Source organism: Paractinoplanes ferrugineus, assembly GCF_016862195.1.
Classification (GTDB): Bacteria; Actinomycetota; Actinomycetes; order Mycobacteriales; family Micromonosporaceae; genus Actinoplanes; species Actinoplanes ferrugineus.
In genome coordinates this window covers 192,466-208,463 of the sequence record NZ_BOMM01000029.1, presented here as the reverse complement: position 1 = coordinate 208,463, position 15,998 = coordinate 192,466, and the positions used below count along the sequence as shown (strand labels likewise).

10 protein-coding genes and 1 tRNA gene are annotated in these 15,998 nt (G+C 71.0%); 7 read left to right on the top strand and 4 right to left on the bottom strand.

Features of this window, described 5'->3' with window-relative positions; all coding sequences use genetic code 11:
- Positions 1-28: 28 nt before the first annotated feature.
- On the bottom strand, positions 29-484 hold the full coding sequence (locus tag Afe05nite_RS17235; protein ID WP_203818120.1) for an SMI1/KNR4 family protein: 456 nt from the start codon (positions 482-484) through the stop codon (positions 29-31).
- Positions 485-731: 247 nt separating this feature from the next.
- Between Afe05nite_RS17235 and Afe05nite_RS17230 the strand changes: the two genes are divergently transcribed.
- Positions 732-2,426: a recombinase family protein gene (locus Afe05nite_RS17230; protein WP_203818119.1), complete on the top strand. Its 1,695-nt coding sequence runs from the start codon at positions 732-734 to the stop codon at positions 2,424-2,426.
- Here Afe05nite_RS17230 and Afe05nite_RS17225 read toward each other — a convergent pair.
- A tRNA-Leu gene (locus tag Afe05nite_RS17225) sits at positions 2,391-2,475 on the bottom strand. The genes Afe05nite_RS17230 and Afe05nite_RS17225 overlap by 36 nt on opposite strands.
- A 198-nt stretch (positions 2,476-2,673) precedes the next feature.
- Between Afe05nite_RS17225 and Afe05nite_RS17220 the strand changes: the two genes are divergently transcribed.
- The 5 genes from Afe05nite_RS17220 (at position 2,674) to Afe05nite_RS17200 (ending at position 12,413) form a co-directional block, all read left to right on the top strand.
- The gene (locus Afe05nite_RS17220; RefSeq protein ID WP_203818118.1) at positions 2,674-4,191 is read left to right on the top strand and encodes a tetratricopeptide repeat protein; all 1,518 of its coding nucleotides are present in this window, start codon (positions 2,674-2,676) and stop codon (positions 4,189-4,191) included.
- Positions 4,192-4,404: 213 nt separating this feature from the next.
- Positions 4,405-6,960: a fibronectin type III domain-containing protein gene (locus tag Afe05nite_RS17215; protein ID WP_203818117.1), complete on the top strand. Its 2,556-nt coding sequence runs from the start codon at positions 4,405-4,407 to the stop codon at positions 6,958-6,960.
- Positions 6,961-6,972: 12 nt separating this feature from the next.
- Positions 6,973-7,965 (top strand): AAA family ATPase, encoded by a 993-nt coding sequence (locus tag Afe05nite_RS17210; RefSeq protein ID WP_203818116.1) that lies wholly within the window; start codon positions 6,973-6,975, stop codon positions 7,963-7,965.
- Between the two features lie 943 nt (positions 7,966-8,908).
- A complete protein-coding gene (locus tag Afe05nite_RS17205; RefSeq protein ID WP_203818115.1) occupies positions 8,909-9,991 on the top strand; it encodes a DUF58 domain-containing protein in 1,083 nt (360 codons plus the stop codon).
- A 157-nt stretch (positions 9,992-10,148) separates the two neighbouring features.
- On the top strand, positions 10,149-12,413 hold the full coding sequence (locus tag Afe05nite_RS17200) for a transglutaminase TgpA family protein (RefSeq protein ID WP_203818162.1): 2,265 nt from the start codon (positions 10,149-10,151) through the stop codon (positions 12,411-12,413).
- Between the two features lie 49 nt (positions 12,414-12,462).
- On the opposite strand, the gene Afe05nite_RS17195 is transcribed toward Afe05nite_RS17200, so the two are convergent.
- Entirely contained in the window at positions 12,463-12,807 is a 345-nt protein-coding gene (locus Afe05nite_RS17195; RefSeq protein WP_203818114.1) for a hypothetical protein, read from the bottom strand.
- 281 nt (positions 12,808-13,088) lie between these two features.
- On the opposite strand from Afe05nite_RS17195, the gene Afe05nite_RS17190 reads away from it, so the two are divergent.
- Complete coding sequence (locus Afe05nite_RS17190; RefSeq protein WP_203818113.1) at positions 13,089-14,819, top strand: putative bifunctional diguanylate cyclase/phosphodiesterase; 1,731 nt, start codon at positions 13,089-13,091, stop codon at positions 14,817-14,819.
- Between the two features lie 14 nt (positions 14,820-14,833).
- Here the strand turns inward: Afe05nite_RS17190 and Afe05nite_RS17185 are convergent, their stop codons facing one another.
- On the bottom strand, positions 14,834-15,862 hold the full coding sequence (locus Afe05nite_RS17185; protein WP_203818112.1) for a LacI family DNA-binding transcriptional regulator: 1,029 nt from the start codon (positions 15,860-15,862) through the stop codon (positions 14,834-14,836).
- Between the last annotated feature and the right edge of the window lie 136 nt (positions 15,863-15,998).

Genomic DNA, 15,998 nt, shown 5'->3' with positions numbered 1-15,998 from the left:
CGGACGAGCGGACGGACGACGACCCACGTCACGACTTGAGCCCGTGGCTCGCGACGAACTCAAGGAAGTCGGCGGCGACGGCCTCCGGTTCACCGCCGTCATGGAAGCAGAACCAAACCTCGTCGCGGCAGCGCCCGTCAGCCACTGGGAAAGCCCAGTAGTCACCTGTGCCGACCGGCGCGACCGCGACGAAGCTGCGATCGGGGAACTCGCGATCGTTGACCGTCAGGAGATCGTCTTCACGCCCGTCCGGCTCGACGACGATCGGCAGCAGGTCGATAAAGCCGAACATGCCGCCGCCGTAGCTCCGCATGAACGCCTTGAATGCGGTCGGCAGGGCTACGCCCATCCGCCGCTCGACAAAGGCGATCTCGTCATCGCCGGCGACTCGCCCGTCAATGAGCGCGAAGCCGTAGTTGGCCTGCGATGCAGCCGACTTTGCATGCATCCCTTCGGCAAGCGCATCGAACTCTGTCGGATCCATACCGTCACTCCAAACCGCGCGGCCCAGCATTGCCGGGACACGCCCACATTCTCACCGATCAGAGAGGAGGCCTCACGATCACTTCCGAAGACCGCACCGACGAGAGGAGAAATCGCAGTATACGAACGTGTACGACCCTCGAAATCGAGAACGGGCAGCTCAAGACGTCCCTAGAAGTCCCGATCTCCGATGCCGCCGCTGACGTGCTGTGGCGCATCATCGAACGCGCCCGGAAGACTCGGCAGACATGAGGTTCGCCTTCTACGGACGCGTGTCGACCGAAGACCAACAGGATCCGCAGGCGTCGAAAGCCTGGCAGCTCTCTCGCGCTCGCAGCCTGATTGAGCCGAGCGGCGGAGAGGTCGTTGCTGAGTTCTTCGACATTGGGCAGTCGCGCTCGCTGCCATGGAAGCGGCGTCCCGAAGCGCTGCGCCTGCTCGACACAATCAAGAGCGCAGGGCGGGACTTCGACGCTGTGGTGATCGGCGAGCCGCAGCGCGCGTTCTACGGCAGCCAGTTCGGCATGACCTTTCCTGTCTTCGTGCACTACGGCGTAAGCATGTGGGTGCCTGAGATTGGTGGCGCTATCGATCCCGGCTCGGACGCCCACGATCTCGTGATGGCGCTCTACGGCGGCATGAGCAAGGGGGAGCGCAACCGGATCAAGGTCCGCGTCCGGTCGGCGATGAAGGCGCAGACGGAGTTGGAGGGCCGCTATCTCGGCGGCCGGCCGCCTTACGGCTACCGGCTCGCCGACGCCGGCCCGCACCCCAACCCCGGCAAGGCCGCCGAGGGCAAGCGGCTCCACCGGCTCGAACCCGACCCGGTCACGGCACCGGTAGCGCAGAGGATCTTCACCGAGTACGTCGCCGGGCGGGGCATGACCTCGATTGCGCGTGGCCTCACCCAGGACGGCATCGCGTGCCCGTCGGCCTACGACCGGGCGCGCAACCCGCACCGGCACGCGCAGGTCTGGGAGACCACCGCCATCCGCGCGATCCTGCTGAACCCGCGCTACACCGGCCGTCAGGTCTGGAACCGGGCGCGCACGGATGAGGTCTTGATCGACGTGGAAGACGTGGCGCTCGGCCACGAGAACCGCCACCGCTGGAACGACCCGAGTCAATGGGCCTGGTCCCGTATCGAGGCGCACGAGCCGCTGATCAGCACCGACCTCTATGAGCGCGCCCAGCAGACGATCAAGAGGCGCGGCACGAACAGCGACACCGGCAGGGCGCCCCGCCACACCGGCAAGCCGTACCTCTTCCGGGGCCTGATCACCTGCGGCCTGTGCGACCGCAAGATGGTCGGCAACCCCAACCACGGACGCCTCTACTACCGCTGCACCGCCAGCCGTGACTTCGTCCGCCAGCGCCAGATCAGCCATCCGCCCGCGCTTTACCTGCGCGAGGACGCGATCATCCGCCCGGTCGACGAGTTCCTCCGCGACGAGTTGACCGGGGGAAGTCTCACCGACAACCTCCGCCGCGTGGCGGAAGCGCAACATCGCGCCGCGCTCGCCGCCTACGGCGACGCTGGCGAGATCGAAAAGCTGCGCCGGACCATCACCGAAGCCGACCGAAAGATCAACGGATACCGCGCCACCCTCGATGCGGGCGGCGACCCTGCGCTCATCGCCGGCTGGATCGCCGAAACCACCGCGATCAAGAGGACAGCTCAGGCCCGACTCGGCCTCACCGAGGCGCCACCGCAGCGCATGCCTACCGAACAACTCGACGCCATCGCCGAGGCGTTCAAAGATCTTCTCAGCCTGCTCCGGGACGCCGACCCGCGCGACCGCGCCGAGCTGTACAGCCGCCTCGGCCTGCGGATGACCTACCAACCTGGCCCAGAAACACTGATGGCCGAGGTCGCAACCCCGGCCGATCTTCGTGTCTTTGATATGTGTCCGGAGGGGGACTTGAACCCCCACGCCCGATAAAGGGCACTAGCACCTCAAGCTAGCGCGTCTGCCATTCCGCCACCCGGACCTGCACTACGACTCTACCTGCACTGATGCCCGGTTTCGCACCGAGTATCGCGTGTCCGGCGAGCCGCACAGGAGAGAACTGTACACGGCCCCGAAGTGGGGGTGCAGGGAGGGTGGGGGCGCGGACATTCTGGGGCATACAACCACCCAGGGGTGTCCTCCCTGGCGCAGAACGGGCGCAACCGGCAGCATGGCTCGGGTGTCGCAGCCGTCTCCGCTCACTCCCGCGCGGCAGCGCGCTCAAGCTCTCGTCGACTCGGGCGATCTGGTGGGGGCTCGTGCTGTGCTCGAGCGCGCGGTGGAGCTCGGGAAGATAAACCTGTCCGAGGATGATCCGGACGTTCTGGCCACGGCGTACCAGCTGGGGACGGTTCTGCAGAAGGCCGACGATCCGATGGCGGCTCGGCGGGTGCTCGAGGAGGCGTACGCGGCGGGGCTCTGGCGGTTGGGCGACGCGAATGCGCTCATGTTGGAGATCTCGCACGACATCGGGGTGGTTGCGGAGGAGCTCGGCAATCGCCACGAAGCGCGTAAAGCCTTCAGTCGGGTGGCTGAGTTGGGGCCGGCCACGCTGGGTGCGGGGCATCAGGCGGTCGCGCGGGCGCGGGCTTATCTGGGGCAGGAAACACCGGCGGAGGTACGCGACGGGGCCGCGACCCAACCGCAGTCGGCACCGCCCCTGCCCTCCATGCCCAGCGACTCCACCTGGCAGCCGCGCTTCACGTCGGCGAACCCCCCACCGGCCCCCGCCGAGGATCCCCCCACCCCGGTCGGGCTGACGGCCGACCAGGGGACGGACGTGCCGGCAGGGGAGCAGGAGCCGCCCGCTCCGGACAGCCAGCAGGTGCGATCCACTACGCCGGACGTGAGTCCAGCTCAGGAGACGCCGCCGAACCCGCTCGAGGAACCGACAGCGGTCCACCCGGCGATCACCCCGCGGGGGGATGGCGGGCTGCCTCGGCCGGGGGTGGCGCCGGTGCGGTTCGGCACGCGGGCGCCCCGGCAGGATCCCGGACCGGGCTACTTCGAGCCGCAGGCCTGGGGCTCGCCGCCGACGCCGACGCCCGCGCCGCAGTCGACGGTGCCGCCGCCTACGGTGCCGCAGTCGACCGCGCCGCAGTCAACAGTGCCGCCGACGCCCGTGCCGCAGTCGACGGCGCCGCCGACGCCCGCGCCGCATCCGCTGGTGCCTCAGCAGGGCGAGCCGGCGATCATCCGGTCCGACTCGGCGTCGCCCGTGTGGGGGCAGGGCGCTGCACCCGCGTACTCAACGGAGGCGCCACCATCGTCGTACCAAAAGCGGGGGATGGGGATCTTCGCGGCGATTGCCGCTGTTCTGGCGGCGGTGATCGCGGTGGCCGCGCTGGTTTTTGTGCTTGCCGATCGGTCGAGTGACCGGGGCGACAATTCCGATGTGCCAACTCTGGGTGGGTCGCCGCCGGCCGGGGTGAAGATCGTCGACAACGGGTCCACCATCAAGATCACTTGGGTGGATCCGACCGACGGGACGGTCTCGTTCCTCGTCGCGATGGGGCATCCGGGGGAGCAGCTGAAGCCGGTGACGACGCTGGGACCTGGGCAGACGACCTATGAGGTGAGTGCGCTCAATCCGGCGCTGAACTACTGCTTCGCGGTGGTGGCGGTCTATCGCAACAACAAGTTCGCCACCTCGCAGCAGGCCTGCACGAGCCGGCCGGCGCCGTCGGCCACCCAGTAAAAGATCACTGTGGGCGATCGCAGTTGTCCACAACGGTGACTTCCGGGTTACCTCAGCCATCCACGGCCCCCTATAGTGGCCTTCGTCCTTACGGAGGGGGTCCGTACCAGGGGGAGGATCACGGGAGTGAGCAGCGCAGATAGCGGCACCACGGAGGGTGTGCGGGCGACCGCGCAGCGACGTCGGTGGCGTAGTCGCGGCTACCTCGTCACGATGGGGACCGTCCTCAGTCTCGCCGGCGGGCTCGGGCTCACCGTGCTCGGGCTGGGCTCGGCCGACCAGGCTGTGGCCAGCTTCGACGCGGCGTCGTGGGTGTGGAGCCGGGCCCAGGGCGAGGTCGCCCGGATCAACGGGGTGACCGCCAAGGTGGACACCCGCGTCGACGTGCCCAACGCGCGCGGACACGCGCTCGAGGTGAGCCAGACCGACCGGTTCGTGCTGCTGCGCGACGTCAACACCGGCGCGATCGGCTCGATGGACCTGACCACCCTGCAGGAATTCTGGTCCAACTCGTCCAGCCCCGGTCTGGGCGTGCGGGTGGCCCTCGACGACGACGCGGCGTTCGTCGTCGACACCGTCCAGGGGCAGGTACAGCAGCTCGACCCGCGCACGCTGGGCCCGATCGGCAACCCGCTGCGCTTCCCGCCGGGCATCACCGGCGGCGTCTTCGACGGCAAGGGCAAGCTGTGGATCGCGGCGCCCAGCGAGGGAACGGTCACGGCGATCGCGCCTGCGGCGCTTCCCTCCCAAGGGCCGGGCGACTCCAAAGGCCCAGCCATCGTACGGTCGGAAGCCGTCGCCGTGCAGAGCCATGACCTGGCCGTGTCCACTCTGGAAGACGGCGTGGCCGTGCTCGACCGCACCACCAACGATCTCTTCACGATCCGCGGTGAGGCGAAACCGCTGAAGTCACCGCTGCCGTTGACCGGGCCGGGCACCCTCGCCACCCACACCGACGGCGCGTCCGTGCCGGTCACCGTGACCGACTCGCGGCACGTCTGGGTGGTCGGCGAGCAGGGCGTGCGCACCGACTTCACCGTCCCCGGCAGCGGCGACGAACTGCAACCCGCCGTCGCCTGGGAGGGCTACTTCTACGTCGCCGACTCGGCCACCGGCAAGGTTCACGTCTTCGACTCGGGCGGCAAGGCGCAGAAGGACATCGACTTCAAGAAACCGGGCGGCGCGCTCGAACTCGACGTACGCGAGGGCTACCTGTTCATCAACGCCCCGGGCTCCGCCACGGCACGGGTCGTCGACAACAACCACGGTGTGCGCACCGTCGACAAATACGCCGACGACGTACTCGGCAGCGACCCGCCGCAGACGCCGCAGCAGGATCCGCCGCCCCCGCCCAAGCCGAAGAAGCCGGTCGAGGCCAAGCCGGGAGCACCGCGCAACGTGCGGGCCGCCGCCGGCAACGCCGAGGCCCGGGTGACCTGGCAGGCGGCCGACTCCAACCACGCCGCCATCAGCAAGTACGTGGTGGAGGGCGCCGGCCGTACGTTCCAGGTCGGCGCCGACCAGCGCTCGCTGACCGTGACCGGCCTGACCAACGGCGAGACCTACCAGTTCGCGGTGCACGCGGTGAACCGCAAGGGCGACGGCCCGGCCCGCACCAGCAACAGTGTCAAGCCGACCGCCGAGGTGCCCGACGCCCCGACCGCGGTGACCGCCGAGGCCAAACCCGACGGCACCGTCGTGGTGACCTGGCCGGCCGCCAACGGCCAAGGCCTGGAGATCAAGCGCTACACGGTCACCGCCGTCTCCGAGGGCGGCAGCGCCCCGATCGGCGACGCCACCGGCACCTCGCTGACCATCGCCAACGGTCAGCTCGAATACGGCAAGCAATACGCGTTCACCGTCGTCGCGGTCAACGAACGCGGCGCCGGCTCGAAGACGTCACCGGTCAGCGGCAGTGTCGTGCCCTACAGCAAACCCGCCAAGCCGACCAACGTCGACGCCGCCACGGTCGCCGAGACCGCCGGCGCGATTACGGTCGCCTGGCAGGCACCCGCCGACAACGGACGCGCCATCAGCAAATACGTGGTGAAAGCCGGCGACAAGTCGACGGACGTCACCAACGGCACCTCCACGACCCTCACCGGTTTCGGCGCGGGCGAGACCGTCGCCGTCGAGGTGCGGGCGGTCAACGAGGCCGGCGAGGGCGACCCCGGCACGGCGACCGCCAAGACCGTCGCCCCGCCGCAGGTGACGATCACCGGGGTCGATCCGGCGGTCGACTCGGCAGCGGTCTCGTTCACCGTCGACCAGGGCGGCGGCACCGCCGGTTGCTCCGTCGCCTCGACCGGTGGCACGGGATCCTCGGGCAGCTGCACCAAACTGTCCGTCACCAAGCTGACCGCGGGCACGTCCTACACGTTCACCGTCACCGCCAAAAATGCGGCCGGCTCGGTCACCGCCAAGGCCACCAAGACCACCGACTACCGCTACGGCATCGCCACCTGCAACAACGGCGAGAACGGCGAAACCGCCACCTACTGCGACAAGGACGTCTCCGGCCGCAACGGCAACGAGATCTTCAGCATCACCGACCAGGACAACGACAAGCAGGTCGGCTGGGCCGAGCCGGGCACCCGTCTGCAGGCGTACTGCAAGAAGACCGGCAAGAAGGTCGACGCGTACATCTACAACCACAACAAGGTCAGCACCTGGTGGGTCCAGGTCAACTACAGCGGTAAGAACTACATCCCCTGGGCGTGGCTCAACCTCGAAGGCGGGGACGACCTCAACGACCTGGCCACCTGCTGAGGACTGAGCCCCGTGCAAAACGATCCGCTGCCCCCGCAACACATCCTGGGTTTCGCCCAGGTGGCCGCCCAACTCGCCGACCGGATCGGCTCGGTCGTGCTGGGCAAGGCCGACGTGGTGCGGCTCGCCCTCACCGCCCTGTTCGCGCAAGGGCACGTCCTGCTCGAGGACGTGCCCGGCGTCGGCAAGACCACCCTCGCCCGTGCCCTCGCCGCGTCCATCCACGGCCAGTGGCGGCGCATCCAGTTCACCCCCGACCTGCTGCCCTCCGACGTCTCCGGCGTGACGATCTTCAACCAGGCCAGTCGCGGCTTCGAGTTCCACCCCGGCCCGGTCTTCGCCAACATCGTCATCGCCGACGAGATCAACCGGGCCTCCCCGAAAACCCAGTCCGCGCTGCTCGAGGTCATGGAGGAGCGCCGGGTCACGGTCGACGGCGTGCCCCACCCGGTGCCCCAACCGTTCCTCGTCGTCGCCACCCAGAACCCGGTCGAGATGGACGGCACCTACCGCCTTCCGGAAGCCCAGCTCGACAGGTTCCTGGTCAAACTCTCGGTCGGCTACCCCAGCGAGGAGGTCGAGATCGAGGTGCTGCGCGGCGCGGCGCTGCGCTCACCCGACAACCTCGAACCGATCACCGACACCACGACGATCGGCGAGATGGTCAAGATGGCCACCCACGTGCACATCGCCGACCCGCTGTACGGCTACGCCGTCCGCCTCGCCACCGCCACCCGCAACCACCCGCAGGTCCGCGTCGGCGTCAGCCCCCGCGGCGTCATCGCCCTGACCCGGGCCGCCTGCGCGTTCGCCCTGATCAACGGCCGCGGCTACGTGTTGCCCGAAGACCTCAAGGAACTGATCGGCCCGGTCTTCGCCCACCGCGTGCTGCTCTCCGCCGACGCCCAGCTGCGCGGCATCACCGCCACCGAGGTGCTCGACGACGCAATCCGCTCAGTGCCGGTGCCGCTGCCCGACGGCAACCGCATCCCGGCCGGAGCGTGACCAAGAAAGCCGCGGCCAGGCCCAAGGCGGCCAGGCCCAAGGCGGCCAGGCCCAAGGCGGCCATGACCGAGGAGGCCGGGCCATGACCGCGGAAGCCGGGTCTGGGACCGGTGCTGGTCCTGGTGCTGGTGCCGAGGCCCGCGTCGGGACCGGCGCCACCGCTGATGCTGGCACCGGGGGCAAAGCGGCAGCCGGCCCGAAAGGCGTCACTTCAGCACCTGGAACGGCACACTCGAAACCAGCGGGGACCGTAACGCCGTCGCCGGCCGGCAGCGCTCCGCCGGCCGGCGACGGTCCGACCCAGGGCGGCGACAGTCCGACCCAGCACGGCGAGGGTCCGACCCGGCCCGGCGGCTCGCCGAACCAGGCCGGCCCCGCAGGCGACATTCCGGTCAAAACCGATGCGCGCGGTGCGGGTCCCAACGGCCGCGGCCACACCGGCACCGCTTCCCACCAGCGCAACCAGACCCCCACCCCTTCCAGCGCCAGCCCGTCGGGCGCCAGCCCGTCGGGCGCCAGCCCGTCGGGCGGCGGCCGGTCGGGCCCCGGCTTTCCCAGCGCCGCCCCGTCGAGCGGCGCCCCTGCCAACAGCGGCTCGTCGAGTAGCGGCCCTTCCGACGCCGCTTCCCCTTTCAACGCCGCTTCCCCTTCCGGCGGCGACGCTCCCGCCGGCGACCCATCCGCCGGCCGCCTGCCCGGCGCCGGCCTGTCGAGTGCCGGCCTGTCGAGCACCGCCCCGTCGAGCGCCGCCCTGTCGAGTGCCACCCCGTCGAGCACCGGCCTGTCGGGCACCGCCCCGTCGAGCGCCCGCCCGTCGACCGGCCGCCTTCTCAGCGGCGGGCGAAGGCTGCTCACCGGGCGCACGCTGCCCGCCTTACGTGGGTGGGGGGACGGTGGGGTCACGGCTCGGGGGGTCGGGTTGGGGCTCGGGGCCGGTCTGTTGATGCTCGGCGGGTTCCGGTTCGGCTATCCGGATCTGGCTCTGCTCGGTGCGGTTGCCTTCGTGGCGGTGGTGTGTGGGGTGGTCTTCGCGTTCTGGCGGCCTCGTCTCGGGGTCGAGCGGGTGGCTGATCCGGATCGGGTGGCCCGTGGGGAACCGGCTCGGATGACGCTCACGGTGCGCAACACCAGTCGGCTGCGGGCGGCCAACCTGGTGGCCAGCGACCGTTGTGGGGCGGACAGTGTGCCGGTTCCGCTGCTGCGGCTGCGGCCCGGCAAGGACACGACGGTCGAGTATCCGGTGCCGACCAGCCGGCGTGGCATCGTGCCGGTCGGGCCGCTGCGGGTCACTCGGGGGGATCCGCTCGGGCTGATCCGGCTCGGGCGTACCTATGGTGGGGTGGCCAAGGTCTGGGTGCATCCGCGGATTCATCTGCTGCGGGCGGTCCCGGCGGGGATGGCGCGCAGTCTCGACGGGCGGATCGACAAGGTTCCGCACGGGACGATCACGTTCGACTCGCTGCGCGAATATGTGGTCGGTGACGAGTTGCGGCGGGTGCACTGGCGCAGTTCGGCGAAGGTGGGCGAGCTGATGGTGCGCGAGCAGCTCGACACCTCGGAGCCGACGATCGTGGTGCTGCTCGACGACCGGGCGGTGGCTCATCCGCGGGGCCGCGACGGGATCGCGGAGTCGTTCGAGTCGGCGTGTGAGGCGGCGGCGTCCATCGTGGCGGCGGCGGTCCGCGAAGACCTGCCGGTGAGTCTGCACCTGGTGACGTCCGTGCCGGCCGGGCCCTATCTGGACGTGCTGACCGAGGCCACGCTGCGGGCGGGGGACCTCGACACGACGTTGCGCCGGATGCGGGCCGGGCGGCTCGGTGACACCCTCGTCTTCCTGACCGGGCCGGGTGGCCGCGGCGATCTGGGCTCGGTGAGTGCACTGCGCGGCCCCTACCCGGTGGTCATGGCGGGGTTGTTCGGCGACCGGGACGCGGCCCCGGTGTCGGCCGGCGACGGCCTGATCGTGATCGAGGCCGCGAACGGCGAGGAGTTCGCCGCGGCCTGGGACGGGGTGCGCGGATGGTGAGCCCCACCCGCCCGCAACGCGAGGGCGAAACGATGCGCCCGGCCGGCGAAACGACGCGCCCGGCCGGAAGGGCACGCCCGGCCGGTGCGGGGGAGCGAGGGATACGGCCGTGAGCAGGTGGGTGCGGCCGATCGTGATCTCGGTGTGCCTGGCGGGGATGATCTCGCTGGGCGGGGTGGTGCTGGGCGGGATCTTCGCCGATGCGCTGGCGGTGCAGCTGGTCGCGGGGGCGGCGGTCGGCTCGGTGGGGCTCGGCCTGGCGGCGCGGCGGCTGCCCAACTGGGTGGTGGCGCCGTTGTCGGCGGTACTGCTCGGGGCGTACACCATCTTGGTCCTGTGGATCAGCGCCGGGCGCGCGGAGCTCAGCGAACCGCTCGCGCAGATCGCGCGCGACTCGCTGGTGAACGGGATTCCGCGGCTGCTCACCGCGATGATTCCGGTGGAACCGACGCCGGACACCGTGGTGGTGCCGGTGATCGCGGCGTGGCTGGCCGGGCTGGCCGGGGCGGAGATCGCGGTCCGGGCCGGGCGGGTGCTGTTCGGGCTGCTGCCGGCGGTGGGGTTCTACGCCGGGGTGCTCTACGTGGTCGGGCCCAACGCGTCGGCCTCGGGGTGGACGACGCTCGGGTTCGCCGGGCTGGCGATCGTCGCGCTCGCGGTCAGCGCCCGCTCGCCGGTGGCCGGTGGGCTGCCGGCCTCGGCGCGGGCCAAGGTGCGGGGGCGGGCGCTGGCGGGGGCGGCGGCCGGACTTGCGGCGGTCCTCGTGCTGGGGGCGGCGGTCGGGCCCTGGATCGGCTCGCAGGTGGCGGCGACGCCGGTGGATCCGCGTAGATATGTGGAACCGCCGCAGGTCGACAGCCTCGACGAAAGCCCCCTCAACCGGATCTCGGGGTGGTCGCTGAGCCCCAAGGAGCGGCTCCTCGAGGTCCGCGGGATCACCACGAAGACCCGGCTGCGGCTCGCGGTGCTGCCCGACTACGACGGGATCACCTGGCGGGTCGGGGCGACCTACCGCAACGCGGGGCGGGTGCTGCCCACCCAGCCGGCCGGCGCCGACGCGACCGTCACCGGCGTACACCAGGAGATCACCATCGACGGGCTGACCGGGCGGCTGCTTCCGGTGGTGCCCGCGCCGACTCAGGTCACCGGGGCGCGGGTGGCCTACGACGCGGTCACCGGCACGCTCATCGGCTCCGATCCGCTGACCGCCGGCCTGAAGTACAGCGTGGACTCGCAGGTGCAGACCCCCGACTACAACCTGCTGCCGACCGCGGACGTGCCCGCCGGTGCGGCGGTCGCCCGCTATCTGACCGTCGGTGCGGGCGTTCCGGAACAGATCACCCGGCTCGCCGAGCAGCTGTCCGACGGCAACGGCGCCGCCTACGACCGGGCCGCGGCCATCGAGTCGTTCCTCGCCGAGCACTACAAGCAGGTGGCCGACGCGCCGAGCGGGCACGCGTACCCCAATCTGGCTTTCTTCCTGTTCGGTTCCCGCCCGCAGGGCGGGCAGGTGGGCACGTCGGAGCAGTTCGCGGCGTCGTTCGCCCTGCTTGCCCGGCTCACCGGCCTGCCGTCGCGGGTGGTGGTCGGCTTCGACGCGCCGGCCGGTGGCGGCGCGGTGACCGGTGGGGACGCGATCGCCTGGCCGGAGGTGCTGTTCGACGGGCTGGGCTGGGTGCCGTTCGACCCGATGCCGAAGTCGAAGAACCCGCGCCCGGTCGAGGAGGATTTCGTGCCCAAGCCGACCCGCCCGCCGTCGCCGCCGTCGGAGGCGCCGACCGCGAGTCAACCGGCTACGTCGTCGGCTCCGGCCGCCGGGCCGGCCGCCGGGGCGGGAAACGGGCCGGGTGCGGTCGTGGTGGCCGGCGCAGCGTCCGGGTCACTGCTGCTGATCGTGCTGGCCGCGGCGTTGACGATCACGCGGATGCGGCGCGGTCTGAGTCTGCGCCGGCTGCGGTCGGGCACGCCCGACGCCCGGATCACCGGGGCGTGGGCCGAGCTGCGTGACGCCTTGCGCTTGGCGGGCCACCCCCTGCCGCGTCATCTGGCGGCTTCCGAGGCGGCGGCGTACGCGGCCACGCCCGCCCCGCCGAAACCCGGCCGTCTGCGGCGCGCCGCGCCGAGTAGCCCGTCCCCGCAGGTGGCGCAAGCGCAGGGGGGAGTGGCTGTGCTCGCCCCCGCTGCGGAGTCGGGGGCGGGGGAGCCGGGGGCGGGGGAGCTTCCGTTGCCGCCGCTGGACAAGTTGGTCACCGGGATCAACACGGTCGGTTTCGCGCCCGGGGCGGCCACCAGCGCGCAGGCCGAGTGGGCTGCCAGGCAGGCGGTCGACTACGCGCAGGCGCTGCGGTCGCGGCGTTCCTGGTGGCGGCGTCTCTGGTGGAGCCTGCATCCGGGACCGCTGCGCTGGCACCGCGACACCTGACCGGGTGGCCGAGCCGCACCGATCGGCCACCGGACGAAGGTGAACCGGTTCAGGCCGCTTCCTCGGTCCGCCATTGGCGTTTCGTCGCGGAATGGCCGCCGGGGTGGCCGGTGAACAAGTTGCAGTCGCCGGTGGCGGCTGACCGGTGCGGCCGGCACCAGGTGTACGGGTTGACCTCGGAGGCGCTCAGCGTCCACTGAACCCACCACATCGTGTCCTCTACCTGCTGACCCAGGGAGGCGTGCGAGCCGTCGTGGCCCTGTTCGAGCTCGCAGCCGAGCTCGGCCTGCACGCTCGGCGCCTCGGTCGGCAAGCCGTTGAAGAAAGCCATCTGGGCCGCGTCGAGCGTGATCCGGGCCGGGCAGATCATCAGTTCTTCGCATTCGATCGACATGCGTCCATGCTTTCCCTCCGATCCCTCTCCTTAACCGGTTTTTCTCTCCAGGAGAGGGCAGCCCTCGTTTCATCCGGACCACCACCGGCAGGAAGAGGGGGGCACTGCCGACCCGCTTCACAGCCGGGGGTGTCGGCGGCCGGGCGGCCCGGTCTGAGCCGCTGCCCGGGAGACTTCCGGCGGTCGCCGGGCGGCGGCGGTTGGCGAGTGGCGGAAAGTCGCACCGCAATCGCAACCGGCCGGGACTCAAGACATGATCGTGCGCCGTCGATCGTGGCGCTATGGACGCCAGTGCCGACAACAGCCGGGAACAACTGGGTGCGATCTTCGACGCGAGTCCCGTACCCATGGCGATCTTCGCCCCGGACGGCCTGATCCTGCGGACGAACGCGACCTACCGCGAGTGGCTGGGGTTGCCGGCGGAGCTGCCGGCCGGGTTCGGGGTAAGGGACCTGCCGCTCATCGCGGTCGGGGACAACACCGAACCGCTCTTCGACATCATGTTGCGGGCCGGCGGATACCTGAACGTGACCAGGCAATATCGGCGCATCGACGACGGTTCGCTGATCTGGGTCGAGGTGCACAGCACCGCGCTGCTCGACAGCGAGGGGCGGCCCGGCACGATCTTCGCCCAGTGCCTGGACGTGACCGCCAACTACCACCATCAGCGGCAGTTGCGGCATCAGGTCCGGCACGACGCGCTCACCGGTCTGCTCTCCCGCTCCGGGTTCGAGCAGGATCTCCGCGAGCTGCTGGCCGAGGGCACGGAGTCGGTGGCCGTCCTCTGGCTCGACGTCGACCGGTTCAAGTCGATCAACGACGGCTCCGGGCACGGCGCCGGCAACGACGTACTGCGCGAACTCGCCGCCCGGCTGCGGGGTGCGGTGCCGCCCGGCGCGATCGTCGCCCGCATCGGTGGTGACGAGTTCGCCGTCGCGTTGCCGGGCACGCTGCGGACCGGGCAGCGGACCGGTGGGGCGATGCTGGCCGCCGTGCGCGAACCCCTGACGCTGTGCGGCCGGCGGATCCAGCTGGCGGCGAGCATCGGGCTGGCCACCGCGGTCGCCGGGCCGGGCGAGGACGCGTTGCGGGCGGCCGACACCGCGATGTACGTGGCCAAGCAGGCCGGCGGGAACCGGCTGGAGGTCTTCACCGACCACATGCACCGCCGCGTCCAGGAGCGGGTCCTCGCCGAGCAGCAGCTGCGGGACGCGCTCGGCGGCGACCTCGACCGGACCCTGCCGGTCTGGTTCCAGCCGGTGATGTCGACCACCGACTGCCGGGTCGTCGGCGCCGAGGCGCTGATCCGGTTGTGTACCCCGGACGGAACCATCCTCGCCCCGGGCTGGTTCATCGCCGCCGCCGAGGAGACCGGACTGGTGATCGCGCTCGGCGAGCACGTGCTGCGGCAGGCGGTCCAGCGGTTGTGGCAGTGGCGCGACGGCCTGGACTACATGTCGGTGAACGTCAGCCCGCGCCAGCTGGCCGAGCCGGGCTTCGTGCCCATGCTCGCCCGGCTGCTCGCCGAATATCCGCAGCTCGGGCCGGGCCGGCTCGTCCTGGAGATCACCGAGACCGCGATGCTGGCCAGCACGGTCGACGTCCGTGACCGGCTCAGCGCGATCAAGGCGCTCGGCGTCCGGATCGCGCTTGACGACTTCGGCACCGGCTACAGCTCGCTGACCTGGCTCCAGTCGGTGCCGGCCGACATCGTCAAGCTGGACCGGTCGTTCGTCACCGGCGCCGACCGCGACGAGCGCAAGTCGTCGATCATCTCGGCGGTGCTGTGGCTCGCCCGGTCGCTCGGCATGTCGGTCACCGCCGAGGGGGTCGAGGAGACCGGCGAGTGGACGACGTTGTCGGCCGCCGGGGTGCCGACCATCCAGGGCTACTACATCAGTCCACCGGTGCCGTCCGACATGTTCGAGGCGGCCATGTCGGGCATCGGCGGGTGGGGGCCGGCCGGCGCCGACCGGTGCCCGGCGGTCGAGGTCTCCGCGACCGGCCGCTGATCTCGGCGCGGCTGTCAGACGCGTGGGGGAGCGGTGCTCGCCCGTACCGTCAGGGTGGTCGCGAGTTCGACACCGATCTGCGCCGGGCGTTCGCCGCGGCCCAGCGCGAGGGCCATCTCGGTGGCGGCGACCGCCATCTCGGCGAGCGGCTGGTGCACGGTGGTCAGCGGCGGGTCCATCAGCGCGGTGATCGGCAGATCGTCGAACCCGACGACGCTGAGGTCGGCCGGGATCCGCAGGCCGGCCTCCCGGGTCGCCTGGTAGACCCCGGCGGCCTGCAGGTCGTTGGTCGTCAGGATGGCGGTCGGCGGCTCGGGCCGGGCGAGCAGCGTACGGGCGGCGGCGTGCCCACCGGCCTGGGTGAGCTCCGCCTGCACCGCCAGTGCCGGATCGAAGCCCAGGCCCGCCGCCTCGACCGCCGAGCGGTAGCCGTCGAACCGGGCGCGGCAGCACAGGATCCGGTCGGGACCGGTGACCATGGCGATGCGCCGGTGTCCGAGCTGGCTCAGGTGACGTCCGGCCGAGCGGCCGCCGGTCCAGTTCGTGGCGCCGACGAACGGGACGTCGTCGGGCAGCTCGTGGGTGGGGTCGAACACGACGAAGGGGATGTCCCGGTCGCGGAGCCTCTCGCGGTCGGCGGCGGAGAGCTGGGCGACGGTGACGACACACGCGGGGCGCCGGGTCAGGGCGCCCTCGACCCAGTAATGAATGGTGCTGCCGGCCGGGCCGAACTCCGACAGCACGACGCCGAGCCGGTGCTTGCGAGCCGCCCGCTGGACCCCGCGGATGATCTCGACGCCCCACATGCTTTCCAACTCGGTGAAGACGAGCTCCATCAGGTTGCTGCGCGGCGGCGCGGTGGTCTTGCGATAGCCGTACGCGTTGATCAGGGCCTTGACGCGGGCGCGGGTGTCCGCCGCCACCCCGGAGCGGCCGTTGATCACCTTCGAGACGGTCGGGACGGACACGCCCGCGGACTCGGCGATGTAGGAGATGGTCACCGGCCGGGACGGGTCGCCGGCGGGACGGTCGTCCTCAGGCATGCGCACTTTCCTCCCTGCCCCGGATGCTCTCTCCCGGAACCGGATGCTTTCTCCCGGCCCCGGATGCGAGAGCTCATCCTATTCGCTGCCTCAACCCGCAACGCGTTGACTGGTGTCGATGTCATGGCTAGCCTCG